General features: G+C 65.3%; 14 protein-coding genes and 2 riboswitches. Of the genes, 7 read left to right on the top strand and 7 right to left on the bottom strand.

Going from position 1 to position 13,005, the window contains the following annotated elements; all coding sequences use genetic code 11:
• Positions 1-76: 76 nt before the first annotated feature.
• From CA236_RS13960 to CA236_RS13940, 5 genes are all read right to left on the bottom strand, one after another.
• A complete protein-coding gene (locus CA236_RS13960; protein ID WP_046407518.1) occupies positions 77-487 on the bottom strand; it encodes a DUF2946 family protein in 411 nt (136 codons plus the stop codon).
• Positions 488-576: 89 nt separating this feature from the next.
• Entirely contained in the window at positions 577-1,605 is a 1,029-nt protein-coding gene (locus tag CA236_RS13955; protein WP_125946042.1) for a methionine synthase, read from the bottom strand.
• A gap of 26 nt (positions 1,606-1,631) precedes the next feature.
• On the bottom strand, positions 1,632-2,615 hold the full coding sequence (locus CA236_RS13950) for a putative oxygenase MesX (protein ID WP_125946041.1): 984 nt from the start codon (positions 2,613-2,615) through the stop codon (positions 1,632-1,634).
• A gap of 122 nt (positions 2,616-2,737) precedes the next feature.
• Positions 2,738-2,963: riboswitch (cobalamin riboswitch) on the bottom strand.
• An 82-nt stretch (positions 2,964-3,045) separates the two neighbouring features.
• A complete protein-coding gene (locus CA236_RS13945) occupies positions 3,046-3,687 on the bottom strand; it encodes an outer membrane beta-barrel protein (RefSeq protein ID WP_125946040.1) in 642 nt (213 codons plus the stop codon).
• Between the two features lie 128 nt (positions 3,688-3,815).
• A complete protein-coding gene (locus CA236_RS13940; protein WP_125946039.1) occupies positions 3,816-5,984 on the bottom strand; it encodes a TonB-dependent receptor in 2,169 nt (722 codons plus the stop codon).
• Between the two features lie 115 nt (positions 5,985-6,099).
• Here CA236_RS13940 and CA236_RS13935 point away from each other — a divergent pair, with 115 nt between their 5' ends.
• The 4 genes from CA236_RS13935 to CA236_RS13920 all read left to right on the top strand — a co-directional run bounded on the left by CA236_RS13935 (position 6,100) and on the right by CA236_RS13920 (position 9,014).
• Positions 6,100-6,426, top strand: a complete 327-nt coding sequence (locus tag CA236_RS13935) for a hypothetical protein (RefSeq protein ID WP_125946038.1) — start codon at positions 6,100-6,102, stop codon at positions 6,424-6,426.
• Positions 6,423-8,015, top strand: coding sequence for a PepSY-associated TM helix domain-containing protein (locus CA236_RS13930; RefSeq protein ID WP_125946037.1), 1,593 nt, complete (start codon positions 6,423-6,425; stop codon positions 8,013-8,015). Before CA236_RS13935 ends, CA236_RS13930 begins: the two co-directional genes overlap by 4 nt.
• Complete coding sequence (locus CA236_RS13925; RefSeq protein WP_125946036.1) at positions 8,012-8,281, top strand: hypothetical protein; 270 nt, start codon at positions 8,012-8,014, stop codon at positions 8,279-8,281. The genes CA236_RS13930 and CA236_RS13925 overlap by 4 nt, the downstream gene beginning before the upstream one ends.
• A gap of 217 nt (positions 8,282-8,498) precedes the next feature.
• A complete protein-coding gene (locus CA236_RS13920) occupies positions 8,499-9,014 on the top strand; it encodes a fasciclin domain-containing protein (RefSeq protein ID WP_241212670.1) in 516 nt (171 codons plus the stop codon).
• A gap of 95 nt (positions 9,015-9,109) precedes the next feature.
• Here CA236_RS13920 and CA236_RS13915 read toward each other — a convergent pair whose 3' ends face one another.
• Positions 9,110-9,682 carry a LuxR C-terminal-related transcriptional regulator gene (locus CA236_RS13915; RefSeq protein ID WP_241212666.1) on the bottom strand — a complete coding sequence of 191 codons (573 nt, stop codon included), beginning with the start codon at positions 9,680-9,682 and terminating at the stop codon, positions 9,110-9,112.
• A 318-nt stretch (positions 9,683-10,000) separates the two neighbouring features.
• Between CA236_RS13915 and CA236_RS13910 the strand changes: the two genes are divergently transcribed.
• Together CA236_RS13910 and CA236_RS13905 are read left to right on the top strand one after the other, a co-directional pair.
• Positions 10,001-10,768 (top strand): outer membrane beta-barrel protein, encoded by a 768-nt coding sequence (locus tag CA236_RS13910; RefSeq protein WP_164518946.1) that lies wholly within the window; start codon positions 10,001-10,003, stop codon positions 10,766-10,768.
• 273 nt (positions 10,769-11,041) lie between these two features.
• Complete coding sequence (locus CA236_RS13905; RefSeq protein ID WP_046407489.1) at positions 11,042-11,500, top strand: hypothetical protein; 459 nt, start codon at positions 11,042-11,044, stop codon at positions 11,498-11,500.
• Positions 11,501-11,576: 76 nt separating this feature from the next.
• On the opposite strand, the gene CA236_RS13900 is transcribed toward CA236_RS13905, so the two are convergent.
• Positions 11,577-12,155, bottom strand: a complete 579-nt coding sequence (locus CA236_RS13900; RefSeq protein WP_046407491.1) for a manganese efflux pump MntP family protein — start codon at positions 12,153-12,155, stop codon at positions 11,577-11,579.
• A 5-nt stretch (positions 12,156-12,160) separates the two neighbouring features.
• Positions 12,161-12,335, bottom strand: a riboswitch (yybP-ykoY riboswitch).
• Positions 12,336-12,448: 113 nt separating this feature from the next.
• Here CA236_RS13900 and CA236_RS13895 point away from each other — a divergent pair.
• Complete coding sequence (locus tag CA236_RS13895) at positions 12,449-12,832, top strand: hypothetical protein (RefSeq protein ID WP_231621844.1); 384 nt, start codon at positions 12,449-12,451, stop codon at positions 12,830-12,832.
• Positions 12,833-13,005: the final 173 nt, after the last annotated feature.

The raw sequence follows: 13,005 nt of genomic DNA, 5'->3' as shown, positions 1-13,005 counted from the left end.
GCACGCGACGCGGCAGGGGCGCCACCGCGCGAACGCGAGGCGGCAGTGTCGCCGGCCGGTCAATCCGGTCGGCGCGTCAGATCAGCAGCGGTGGTCCGCGCAACGGAGGGCGCAGGTAGAGGGCGGCGCGCGGCAGGCGCCGCACCATCGGGCGAAGCGCCTGGCCTGCCACGATCGCCAGCGCGGCGACCAGCAGCACGGCGTCGACCGCACCCAGGAACTGCGTCGAAAGCCCGGCAAAGGCGCAGGGCATGTCGCCCCCGCCACCATCCTTGGACGAGTCACTGCCGGGCGTGGCATGATCCATACCCGGTATGACGATCTCCATCGTCTGCGGGCCGAAGCCCGAACAGACCGCGACGGTGATCCGCCCATCATCGGGAACGATCATGTAGCCGGTGGGGACCAGCACCTTCAGCAGCAACGCCGCGGCACAGATCAGCACCGGGACGAGGCGTTGCGCCAACAGATTCCGGATCGCCCCCACGGCATCGCGGATATCGCCTGCGTGCGGCGGTGTCACTGGGACATTTTGTCGCCGGGGATAATCAGGTTGGGAAACGGGCGTCGCCGGCTTCAGCCGGTCAGTTCCTGCCGGACGATCTGCGCGCCAGCGCCCAGCGCCTTCAGCTTGCCCTGGGCCACGGCACGCGGCAGCGGGGCCATGCCGCAATTGGTGGCCGGATACAGTTTGTCCGCATCGACGAAGCGCAGCGCCTGGCGCAGCGTCTCGGCAACCTCCTGCGCGGTTTCGACCTGTTCGGTCGCGACGTCGATCGCGCCGACCATGACCTTCTTGCCCCGGATCAGTTCCATCAGATTCATCGGCACCCGCGAATTGCGGCATTCGAGCGAGATGATGTCGATGTTCGATTGCTGCAGGCGAGGGAAGGTTTCCTCATATTGCCGCCATTCGGAGCCGAGCGTCCTTTTCCAGTCGGTATTGGCCTTGATGCCATAGCCGTAGCAGATGTGCACCGCCGTCTCGGCGGTCAGCCCCTCGGCGGCGCGTTCCAGCGCAGCAATGCCCCAGTCGTTCGCCTCGTCGAAGAACACGTTGAACGCCGGTTCGTCGAACTGGATGATGTTGACCCCAGCCGCCTCCAGCTCACGCGCCTCCTGGTTGAGGATGCCGGCAAATTCCCACGCCAGCTTCTCCCGGCTGCGGTAATGCGCGTCGTACAAGGTATCGATCATCGTCATCGGGCCGGGGAGGGTCCATTTGATCGGTTGATCGGTCTGCGCACGCAGATAGCGGGCATCATCGACGAACACGGGACGGGGGCGCGACACGGGGCCGGTTACCGTCGGCACGCTGGCGTCGTAGCGATCGCGGATGCGCACGGTCTCGCGACGATCGAAGTCGACGCCGTTCAGATGCTCGATGAAGGTGGTGACGAAATGCTGGCGGGTCTGCTCGCCGTCGCCGATGATGGTGATCCCGGCCTGGCGCTGATCATCCACCGCAAGCCGCAGGGCGTCGCGCTGCGCATCCGCGAGTTCGGCATCGGCGAGCTTCCACGGCGACCAGAGCGTCTCCGGCGTGGCGAGCCACGCGGGCTTGGGCAGACTGCCGGCGGTGGTGGTCGGCAACACTGTGGTCATCATTGGATTCCTTGGGTGAATGGGGGTCACAGGCCGCACGTCGCTGACCATTGTTCGAGCATCGCGCCATGCGGGCGGATGACATGTTCCTCGGCAAAGCGGCCCTGCGCGACGGCGAGGCGGCTGCGTTCTTCGCGGTCGTAGGCGATGCGCGTCAGCGAATAATCCTGCCGCGTGAGGCTGGGCCGATAGTCATGCGCGGCGACCGAATTGGCGTTGTAGATTTCCGGCCGGTAGATCTTCTGGAAGGTCTCCATCGTCGCGACGGTGCTGGCCAGTTCGACATGGGTATAATCGTCGAGCAGCCGGCCCTGATGGTAGAAGGCGAGCGGGGCGGCGGCGTGCGGCGGCATGAAATAGCGCACCGCGAGGCCCATCTTGGCGAAATAGCTGTCGGTCGCGGAGTGATGCTCGCATCGATACTCCACGCCCAGGACCGGGTGGGAGTTGGTGGTGCGATGATAGATCTCGCGGCTGGAGACGCTGAGGCAGAACACCGGCGGCTTGCCAAACTGGTCGCGATAGGCGCTGGAGCCCAAGAAGTGCCGGAACAGCTTGCCATGTAACTCGCCGAACCCCTCCGGCGCACCGCCGCATGGGCTGCGCCGCTGGTAATCGGGCAGGCGGATGCTGAAATCATAGTCGCGGATGTAGGAGGACAGGCTGTTGCCGGTCATGCCGTCGGTCCACGCGCCGCTCTGCCGGTCGAGCACCGTCGTCGCCAGCATCTCGATCAGCGGCAGGCCGACCGGGTCGCCATCGGTGATCGCCAGGTGAGCGGAGACGATGCGCAGCGCGAGGGCGTAGCGATCACCGCCGGGATTGTCCCAGTGCATCAGTGCGTTGAAGCGATTGTCGATCATCCGCAGCGTGTTGCGCAGGTTCTCTGCCCGCGCCTCGCCCCGCGCCAGATTGGCGAAGTTGGTGGTCAGCCGCGTACTGTCGCCGGGCTGATAGTCCTCGTCAAAAGGGATGCTGCTGGTCGTGAACGTGAAACCGCTGTTCGTCATGACTCACCTGCTGTTGTACGAACAGGGGAGCCAGAGGGAGCGCGCACGTCATCGATGGTCCGCGATGGCAGTCACCATCCACGGTTCTCCGGCGCGATCCACCGGAGGAACCCCCGTCCGAGGAACGTTATCGCGTCGGAGGCAGGTCTCCTGGCTTGCGGGTCAACACGGCAGTTCCGGCCTTCCCGGACCCGTTACAGGGCCCAGTGACACGAAATGGAACTGCCGCTCTCCGCTCACAGTTGCGGGGGCAGCGCCGGAATCCGCCCCCTTCTGGAACGTCACCGGCTTCCCGTCTTAGCCCCATCGCCACGCCTGGCATGGGGAACCTCGACAGGGCCGGTTGAACATCATCCAACCAGCCCTGTCAATGCCGATATAAAGATATGTTTATATCCTGATGTCCGCTGCGGTCGTGCCGCTGCATTCATCAGAAACGAATGCCGATGCCGGCCACGACCTGATGCCGCTGCGGACGGAATTTGGAATAGGTGATGCCGTCGTCGAACTTGTCAGCCGAATAGTTGGTGAAGACGTATTCGAGCTTTCCATAGACGTTGTTGGCGACCATCACCTCGCCGCCGGCACCCAGATGGAAGCCGCCGTGATTGTCCTTGAACCGCACCCGTTCGTCATCGACGAAATCATCGGCCTCGAACTTCAGCTGGCCGTTGGAATAGCCGCCCTTAAGATAGACGACGCCCTGGTCCGTGACGTAGCCCGCCCGTGCGCCGACGGTGAAATTGCGTCCGCCCTTCAGACAGGCACGATCGCCGAACGGGCTGGTGTCGCAGTCCTTGATGGACGATCCCTCGACCCCGACATAGCCGCCAACCAGGAACCGGCTGTCGGTGACATAGTCATAGCCCGCTTCGATACCGTAAGTGACGCCGCTCTTTCCGTTCTTGTCGGAAATGTCTACCAGAGGGTCGCGAAATTCAGTCTTGAACTCACCCCGGTCCCAGCCGAACCGGGCTTCGACGCGACCGCTGGATTGGATCGCCCCGGCGGATTGCGCCGCAGCGGGCGCAGCGATGAGGATCGCAAGCGCGGTCCCGATGAAATACTTCATATCGCCTCACTCTCTTTGGCCGGATCACTCTTTACCGACACCCGCGACATAAGCGCGGCCCAAGCCACGGCATATCGGGAGATGCACGTATCGCGCGGCGCATGGTGGAAATGCGCCGCCGAAACCGATCAGAAGCGAAAGCCGAGTGTCGCCATGACGTTGCGCGGCGCGGCCATGAAGCAGTCGCCACGCGCCAGGCAGGAGGCGAAGGCGCGTTCGTCGAACAGATTGGTCGCGTTGACCGCGAGACGCCACTGGTTCCAGCTGACCTCCGCCAGCGCGTCCACGGTAGTACGTGCGGGCGTCACGATCGTGTAGAGCGTGCCGGGCGCAATCGCGGGGTTGAGGGCATAAGGATCGAGCGGGCCGGTCGACTTGCTGTTGCCGCTGTAGACGATGCCGGCACCGAGCCGCAGCTGCGGACCGTCCGCGCTGGTCGCGAAGGTCTTCGTCGACCACAAGGATGCGGTGTGCCGCGGCATGTAATCGAGGCTGGTGTTCACTTCCGAATCCAGCTCGCTGTAGCCGTAGTTCAGCAGCAGTTCGAAATTGCCCGGCAGCGTGTGGCTGGCCTCGAATTCGAACCCCTTGGTCGTGAGCTCGCCGGACTGAGTGGTCACGTTGTTGGCGAGGTAGAGGACGCGGTTGCGCTCCTTGATGTGGAATCCGGTGACGGTGACGAGCGTGGTGGGCGCGGGCTGCCACTTCACGCCGGCTTCATATTGCGTGCCGGTCTGCGGTCTGAACGGATTGCCCGGAACACCGCCGGGCCCGGACAGCCGCCCGGCGATCGGCAGGAAGCTTTCGGTATAGCTGAAGAAAGGCGAGATGCCGGCGCCGATCTCCCCGATAATGCCGGCACGGAAGGTGGTGGCGTTGTCTTCCTGCCCCGACGAATTGGTGACATGGTCCCGGCGGGCGCCGACGATCACCGAGACACGGTCGAACAGACGGATCTGGTCCTGCACGTACACACCGAGCTGCTTTTGCGATTCATTGACGAACGGACCCGTCGGATCGTAGGTCAGCAGTGCATCGTAATCGATGTCATAGAGGTCGACGACCTCCAGCGCAGGCGACAGCGCTACGCCCCGCTTTCCGACCTTGTTCCAGCTATAGTCCAGCCCGACAAGCAACGTGTGTTCGACATTGGCGCCGGTGTTGAAAGTGAACTGCAGATTGTTGTCGGTCGAGAAGACGTTCATCCGCGCGTCGCTGGCATCAGCGGTCAGGCCGATATGGCGACCGTCGGTGCCATAGACCGAAAAGGGATCGGTCGGGTTGGTGTAGCTGTCGGCATAATGGGTGAAATATTCGAGGTCGCTGTCGATGTAGCGCGCCTTGAGGCTGAGCCGGACATTGTCGGAGAAACGGTGCACCAGCTGCCCGCCGCCCTGCAGTGAGCGTCCGTTGTAGCGATCCCACCCCGCCTTGCCGACGAACGTATAGGGATCGAGCCGCGCGCCCGGGTTTGCGGGATTGGGGCGGAAGGTGCCGACGATCGGCAGGAACTGCGAGGTCGAGCCGGTATCGTCCTCCTGGTACAGACCGGTCAGGATGATGTCGGTCGCGGCGGTCGGCTGCCAGCGGATCGACGGCGCGGCCATCACGCGGTCATCGGGGACGTTGTCGACATAGGTGTCGGCATCGCGCACGCGGCCCACCAGGCGCACCGCCAGCGTGTCGGTGACGGCTAGGTTGACGTCGCCCAGCGCTTCCTTGCGGTTGTAATTGCCATAGACGAGGTTGAGTTCGCCGCCGGTGCGAAATTCCGGCACCTTGGACACCAGATTGACGAGGCCGCCGATCGACCCCTGGCCAAACAGAACCGAGGCAGGCCCGCGCACGATTTCCACACGGGAAAAGTTATACGGGTCCGAGGTGATGCTGGCGTAATAAGAGAAGATGTCGCGCATGCCGTCGCGGAACTGCAGCGCATTGATGCCGCGCACGTTGAACCCGTCGACGCGGGTGTCACGGCCATAGGGGTTGGCGAGCACGCCGGCGGCGTATTTCACCGTGTCGCTGATGTTGATCGCGCCCTGCGAAAGATAGGTGCCCGAATCGATGATCGTCAGCGGCTGGGGCACCTGCGTCAGCGGGGTTTCGGTCTTGGTACCGGCATTGCTGCCCACGACGACGATTTCGTCCTCCGGCGTGGTGGCCGCGTCGGTCTGCTGGGTAGCGGCGGGGGCAGAGGCGGGGGCGCCGGACGGGGTGAGCGCAGCCTCCTGCGCCAGAGCGGTCTGGCTCAGCAGCGCGCTTGCTACCCCCGCCGCTACGATCAGTTTCGCCATGTCCGCCCTTTCGAGAAATGTAATCGTTCGTTGCCGGCGCCCTCTAAATGCGTGCGAAAGATTATCAATAGCATTTTTCTTGCCATCGGCGGATCGTGTTTCTATTCGCTGCGCCATGGCCGAGCCGACCCCTTCAGCGCAGCCGAACGCCCGCCAGCGATGGGCGCGAATCCTGCTCGCCGGGCCGGGCGCGATCATCGTGACGCTGGCGCTGCTGGCCGGCATGCCGCTGTGGCTGCCGGGCGGCGCCGCAGGAATCGACAATCTGGCTATTCCGCTGGTGATGGCGCCGCTGATCTGGGCGCTGCTGTTTTTTCACGCCTGCCTTGATCGTAACCTGACGCGAGTCGCGCTGGTCGCTGGCGCATTGCTGCTGGTCCATGGCGGACTGGTCGCCACCCGCATGATGGCCGGGCCCCCTGCCGCGGAGAGGAACCTATGATTCAACTGAGGAAGGATCAGACCAAGGCGATGGTCGCGGTCCACGGCTGGTCGGGCATCCTGCTCGGCCTGCTGTTGTATGCGGTGGTGCTGACCGGCACGGCGGCGGTGTTCGCGCACGAGATCGGCGCCTGGTCGGCGGGCCATGTGGCGACCAAATCCTCCTTCGCGCAGCCGGTCGACGCCACGCTGCGCCGCCTGACCGCGCAGACGCCGCGGCAGTATCAGGAAGCGGTCAACATCTGGGAGACCGGCGACCATGGCCTGGGCGTGTTCTTCCACCGGCACGAGACGGGCGCTGACGGAGTTCCGACCGAGGCCGGCGTCTTCTACCAGCTCGACCATCAGGGGCGGGTGCTGAACGCCACCACCGGCAATATCGACGACCTGTTCGGGCCGCGCAACGACGATGCGCTGAGCACCTTCCTGGTCGACACGCACGTCCGGTTGCATGTGCCCAACCCATGGGGGCTGGTGCTGACCGGGATCCTGGGGCTGGCGATGCTGGTCGCCGCCATTTCGGGGCTGCTGATCCACCGCCATCTGTTCAAGGACATCTTCACCCTGCGCCGCGGTGCCAAGCCGGTGCTGGCGACGCGCGACCGCCATAGCGTGGCGGGCACGTGGAGCCTGCCGTTCGCCTTCGTACTGGCGTTCACCGGCAGCTTCTTCTCCTTCTACGGCACGGTCGGGCTTCCGGTCGTCGCGACGGCGGCGTTCGGCGGCGATGTCGAGGCGCTGCAGCATGCCGTCTTCGGCAATCCCGGCACGCCCGATCCGCGCCCGGCGGCGAGCGGCAACCTCGACCGGATCACCAGCGATGCGATCCGGCGCACGGGCGAAGTGCCGACCTTTGTCGCGATCGAGAATTTCGGGCGCGCCGACGCCACGGTGACCAGCTATCACAATCCGCGGGAAGGCGACCTGAAGCCGGTTGCGCTGCTCTATAACGGCGCCACGGCCGAGTTCATCCGCGCCAAGCCGCAGGTCGGCGCGGGGCCCTCCGCCGGGGGGACGCTGGTCGGCATCATGGGGCCGCTCCATTTCGGCAATTTCGCGGGGCTGTTGTCCAAGGCGATCTGGTTCGGGCTGGGATTTGCCATGTGCTACGTCACCTATACCGGGATGCGGTTGTGGGTGGTGCGGCGGCGTGAGGATGCGCGGTCGCTTGCGTGGCTCGAACGGACGCTAACCGTGGTGGCGTTTGGCCTGCCGCTGGGGCTGGTGGTGGCCGCGGCCGGCTTCCTCGTGACGATGCCGCAGGGCGGCGCGGTCTATTGGACGACGACCGCCTTTCTGATTGCGTCTGCAGTGGCGATCATCGCTGGCGTGGTGGCGCGCAGCAACGATGCGCTGACGCTCATGCTGAAGGGTGCGACCGGCCTCGTGATGCTGATGCTGCCGCTGCTGCGGCTTGTCGCTGCGGGCGGGCCGGGCTGGACCGCGGCGATCGCATCGGGCCAGGCGGTGATCCCCGCACTTGACCTGGCCTTTGTCGTTGCTGGCGGCTGGCTGCTGCGGGGGTGCTGGCAGGCGCGCCCGCTGACGCTGCCCGAGCGGCCGCGGCGGATGGAGGCGGTGGAGGCGTGAGCACGCTGGCGCTTGCCCTCGTCGCACTGGCGCTGTCGGCGCCCGCCGTCCTTCTGTTGTGCCGCGACGATCCCAAGCGCCGCCGCGCCGCGGGGCAGGGCGGGGGCGCGACCGGGCGGGCGCGATCGTTGCTGGTGGGCTGGGCCTGTGCGCCGGCGCTTGGCTGCATTGCGCTGGGCAACAGCGCGGCGTTCATGCTGTGGCTTGGCGGGGCGGCGCTGCTCGGCTGGCTAGCGGCGGGGAGCTTTGCGCGGCCGGCAAGGTGAGGGCGGGTGGCACCTGTACTTAAGGACAGGTTAGCGGGAGTATCTCTGAACAAATCTTGTGATCGCGGATACTTGCGGCACAGTTCTGCAAAGAACAGTGAAGTTGAGCCGTGAAACCGGCGTGCGTCACATGCATTGGCAGCGGCATCTGGAACCTGAAAGGAAAGGAACCAACGTGTCCGCGCTTCGCAATCTGATGATCCTCGCGGCGGGAGGCATGATAACGGCCCCGCCCGCTTATGCCGAGCCGCAGGCGACGACGGCCGCAACCGCTGCCACCGCGTCCAAAACCATCGTCGAGAACGCCTCGGCGCTGCCCGATCTCAGCACGCTCGTCGCCGCGGTAAAGGCCGCAGGGCTGGTCGACACGCTGAACGGCGCTGGCCCGTTCACGGTCTTCGCCCCGACCAATTCGGCCTTTTCCGCGCTTCCGGCGGGCACCGTCGACACGCTGCTGAAGCCGGAGAACAAGGCGCAGCTGACCGGTGTCCTCACCTATCATGTCGTGTCGGGCAAGGTGACCGCGGCTGACCTTGCGCGCCAGATCCGAGCCGGCGGTGGCAAGGCGATGCTGACGACCGTGCAGGGCGCGCCGCTTACCGCGAGCATGTCGGGTGACAAGGTCATCATCACTGACGCGGCCGGCGGCACTGCAACGGTCAGCATGGCCGATGTTCAGCAGTCGAACGGCGTCGTGCACGTCATCGACAAGGTGCTGCTCCCCAGCGCGTAACGGCGCGCTGCTCACTACCCCTGCTACTACCCCTGTCGCTACCCCTGGTCCCTGCGGAGGGCTCCGGTCGAAAGGCCGGAGCCCGATGCGGGTGACTAGAACCCGGCCTCGACCGCCGTGCGGATCGCCTCCGCCGCGGTCCGGCACCCCAGCGCCTTCAGCAGCGCGGCGCGGTGCATCTTCACGGTCCGTTCGCTGATCCCCATTTCATAGGCGATCTGCTTGTTCATTAGCCCCCCGGTCATGAACCGCAGCACGTCGCGCTGGCGCGACGACAGGCGCTCGATCGCGCAGCGCCCGCCCGTCGTCGGTCGCCCGGCGGTCACGTCGAACTGAGAGCCCAGGATGAAGCGCAGCGCGCCGTCCGCCTCGAAGATCGGGGCGAGCATCACTGCATTGCGAAAGGGGCTGCCGTCCTTGCGATAATTCAGGATCTCGACCAGCGTCGTGCGCCGGTCACGCACCGCGCAGCGCAATTCCTCGGTCAGGTGCAGCTCCGTATCGAGGCCCCGGAGGAACCGGCAGTTGCGCCCGATCACTTCCTCGGCAGCATAGCCGGTCAACGCGCTGAAGGCGTCATTGCAAGCCACGATGGGCGTGTCGGGCAGCGTCGGGTCGCTGATAACCGCGGCGACGGAGCTGCCGGAGATCATCTCGAGCGGCGACATGGTCGCCGGTTTTGCATTCCATCGCGCGCAATGCAAATTACAAGATGTTGCGCAGCATGTTGCGCCGCACTCTTCCTACCCTGCCCAGACAGTTCGTTTCCATTGGCGGCGCAGCGCCTCGTCGAGCGCAGTTATCACGCTAGCCACGCAAGTCTAGTTGATGCGACGCCGTGAGATCACCTATTTTGCCAAAGTCAAGATGTCCGAACACCCATGGATGTGCAGTCTTGTCGTTTCGATTGTGTCCCGCACATCGGCACCGGGCGGCGCAGCCTTTCGGCACGTGCTGCTCATGTGGCTTTGATTAAGGGGATTGATATGCGGAAACTGGCCTATTTGCTGGCAGCACCGGCGGTGGTGCTTGCCATGCCGGCGGCAGCGCAGGATGTGTACGTGGGCGTCAGCGGCGGTCTGTCGCTGCCGGAGGATTCCGCCAATCGTGGCCGCTTCACCAGCGATGTTGCCGCGACCCCGGACTATCCGGCGATCGCATCGGGCACGCCGCTGGCCTGGACGACCCGGTTCAAGAGCGGTTTCAACATTTCGGGCCAAATCGGCGCGCGCTTCGACAACGGCTTCCGGACCGAACTGGAGGTGGCCTACTCGCAATATGACGTGCGGCGTCACCGCAACCTCAGCGTCGGCGGAACGGAGATCGACGGCCTTGACGTGTCGGTGCTCACGCGCGGTGCCCCGGCCGCCGGCAACCCTACCGTCGGGCAGGTGATCAACGACGGTCGCGGCAAGGTGAAGAACCTGGGTGCTTTCGCCAACGTCTTCTACGATTTCAACCGTGCCGAGGCGTTCCAGCCCTATCTGGGCGCGGGCCTTGGTATGCAGCGGGTCGACGTAGAATATCGCCCGTCGGGCGTCGACGTGGCGAATGATGACCAGACGCGTTTCGCCTATCAGTTCATGGCCGGCGCAACCTACCAGGTGTCGCCGCGCGTCGACCTGTTCGCCCAGTACACCTATCGCCGCACCGAGGGGCGCGCGAATGTCGACCTTAACCTGTTGCCCGCACGGCTCGGGGTGGAGTCCAACCAGTCGATCGTCGGGGCTGGCCTTCGCTTCAAGCTGAACTGACGTGCCGTATCGCCGCACCAGGCACGTCGGGGCCGGCCGGCGGCCGGGAAAGTCCTGCCCTCAACTCCCGGCACCGAACGGCTGCGGCATCAACGGTGCGGCCCATGACTGAAGTATCCTGAGCAACCTCCCTGTGTGTCCTCCTCGTCCTGCGACGGTGCCACTGCCCCGGCACCGACGCGGGGCGCTTTTCTGCCGGAGTGCCAGCGCCGCGCTCGCTGGACCTTCCGCCCGCCTGCCGGGTTGTCCTGGTGCCGAACAAGGGAGTGACTGATGAAGACGCGCAATGCCGTGATCGCCGCAGGGCTGCTGGCCGGGGTCGTGACGACAGCCGCGATGTTCGCCGGGCGGAAGACGGGCGTGCTGGACAAGACGCTGGATCGTGACGCGGTCGACTGGATCGACGAGACCACCGGTTCCCGCGAGGTGATCGGCGACACGGGAACGAGCCTGGTCGAATTCACCAACCATCTCGGCGCGTCGGTGAGTTTTGCCGCGCTTTATCCACCGCTGCGCCGTGCCTTTCCGACGGTCTCGCCGGTGGTTCTCGGAACGCTCTATGGCACGGGGCTTTACGTGGTGAACATCGCCGGGATCGCGCCATTGCTCGGTATCACCGAAGGCGAATTTGCGGCGGGCCCGAAGAAAGCGGCAGAGCGGTGGTCGCTGCATGTCCTCCAGTCGGTCACCACCGCGCTGGCGATCGAGCGGCTGGCCGACGATCTGCCCTGAGAGTGCCGGCCTTACCCTTGTCCTGTAGACCATCGTCCGGCCGCGGCGCACGGCAACGGCGGGATGACGCGGGCCGCTAGGCAGACAGATGCTGATACAGGATCGTGCTGCCGACCACGACGAGGACCACGCCGCCTGCGATTGCGGCGTAATTGCCAAGATAGGCTCCCACGCGCTTGCCCAGCATCACGCCGCCCGTGGCGACAAAGCTGGTGGTGCCCCCGATAATGAGGCAGGCGATCCAGATGTTGACGTCCATCAGCGCCAGCGTGACACCGACGGCGGCCGCATCGATGCTGGTCGCAATCGCGGTGAGAGATAGCTTGAGGTAGCTCGGCTGCTCGAGCGCTGCCGTCGACGCGGCGGGAGGTGTCCCGTCACCCTTCAGCGCCTGAACGATCATGTGCCCACCAATGCCAAGCAGCAGGACAAACGACGCCCAGTGATCCCAGTCGGCGATCCAGTCGTTGACCAGGTAGCCGAGGAGCCAGCCCAGCGCCGGCGTCACCGCCTCAAAGAAACCGAAGACCAGCCCGATCCGAAGCGCGTCCCCCCAGCGGGCCTTGGGCTGTTGCGCGCCCTTGCCGAGCGCCGCGGCGAATGCGTCGACGGACAGGCTCGCGCCCAAGGCGCCGAGCGTCAGAATTCCTGGCATTATTGATCAAATCCCGGGGCCAACGACCAAACGACACCCACCCCTCCCGGCCCAACGCGGAAAGGCGGTGTCGTGGTCTCGCCTGGCAACGCGAAGGTTGCTGCAATCGCCACGATCCCAGGGATCGAGTATGTTGACGATTGCCCCGGGGCCGGGTGGCTACTCCCCAAGAACGGCAGCCCGTCTAGCGGATGCCGATAATCGGATCAATAGCATCCGATTTGGTGCCTGGCGACCAAGGTGTGCCTGCCGTTCAGCTCTGATCGTCTACGACGCGGGGCCAACAAGGGCTGATGACGATGAAAAGCACGATCTGCGCGGGGATTGCAGCGCTTGTGGCGCTGGGCGGCTGTGCGTCGATGCGCCCGGTGGAAGGGCCGGTGAGGCTGGGGCAAGTGGCCTATGTCGATGGGCCGCGCGTCCGCGTGGATGAGATTATCGAGGACAGTCGCTGCCCGAGCGACTTGCTGTGCGTCTGGGCCGGCCGCCTGATCGTGCGGGCAACGGTACTGGGCGGCGGATGGGAAAAGCAGCTCAGGATGACGCTGGGCGAGCCTGTCGCTGTGGCGGACGGCGCGCTGACGCTTATCACCGCGACCCCGGTGCCGACGCGGCGGAAGCCCGTTGGAATGCCGGAGCCTTACCGCTTCACCTTCGCCTTTCAGGGCGGGCTGTAGAACAGGGTGCGCCCTAGGAGCCTTAGCCAGCTGCCGCGTTCTTGGGCGTCGGCGCTGACCCGGGGAGCCTCAGGATGCGATCGAGCAATTTTTCGTGGATCGGCCTGCCGCCGAGCAAATAGGCCGTGAAATTGGCCGCAAGGCAGGTGGTGAGCAACGGCAGCGACAGGGGG

It is taken from the genome of Sphingomonas sp. ABOLG (assembly GCF_003950435.1).
Lineage (GTDB): Bacteria > Pseudomonadota > Alphaproteobacteria > Sphingomonadales > Sphingomonadaceae > Sphingomonas > Sphingomonas panaciterrae.
Note: the sequence above shows the minus strand (reverse complement) of the source record. Positions and strands in the feature narration are given on the sequence as shown.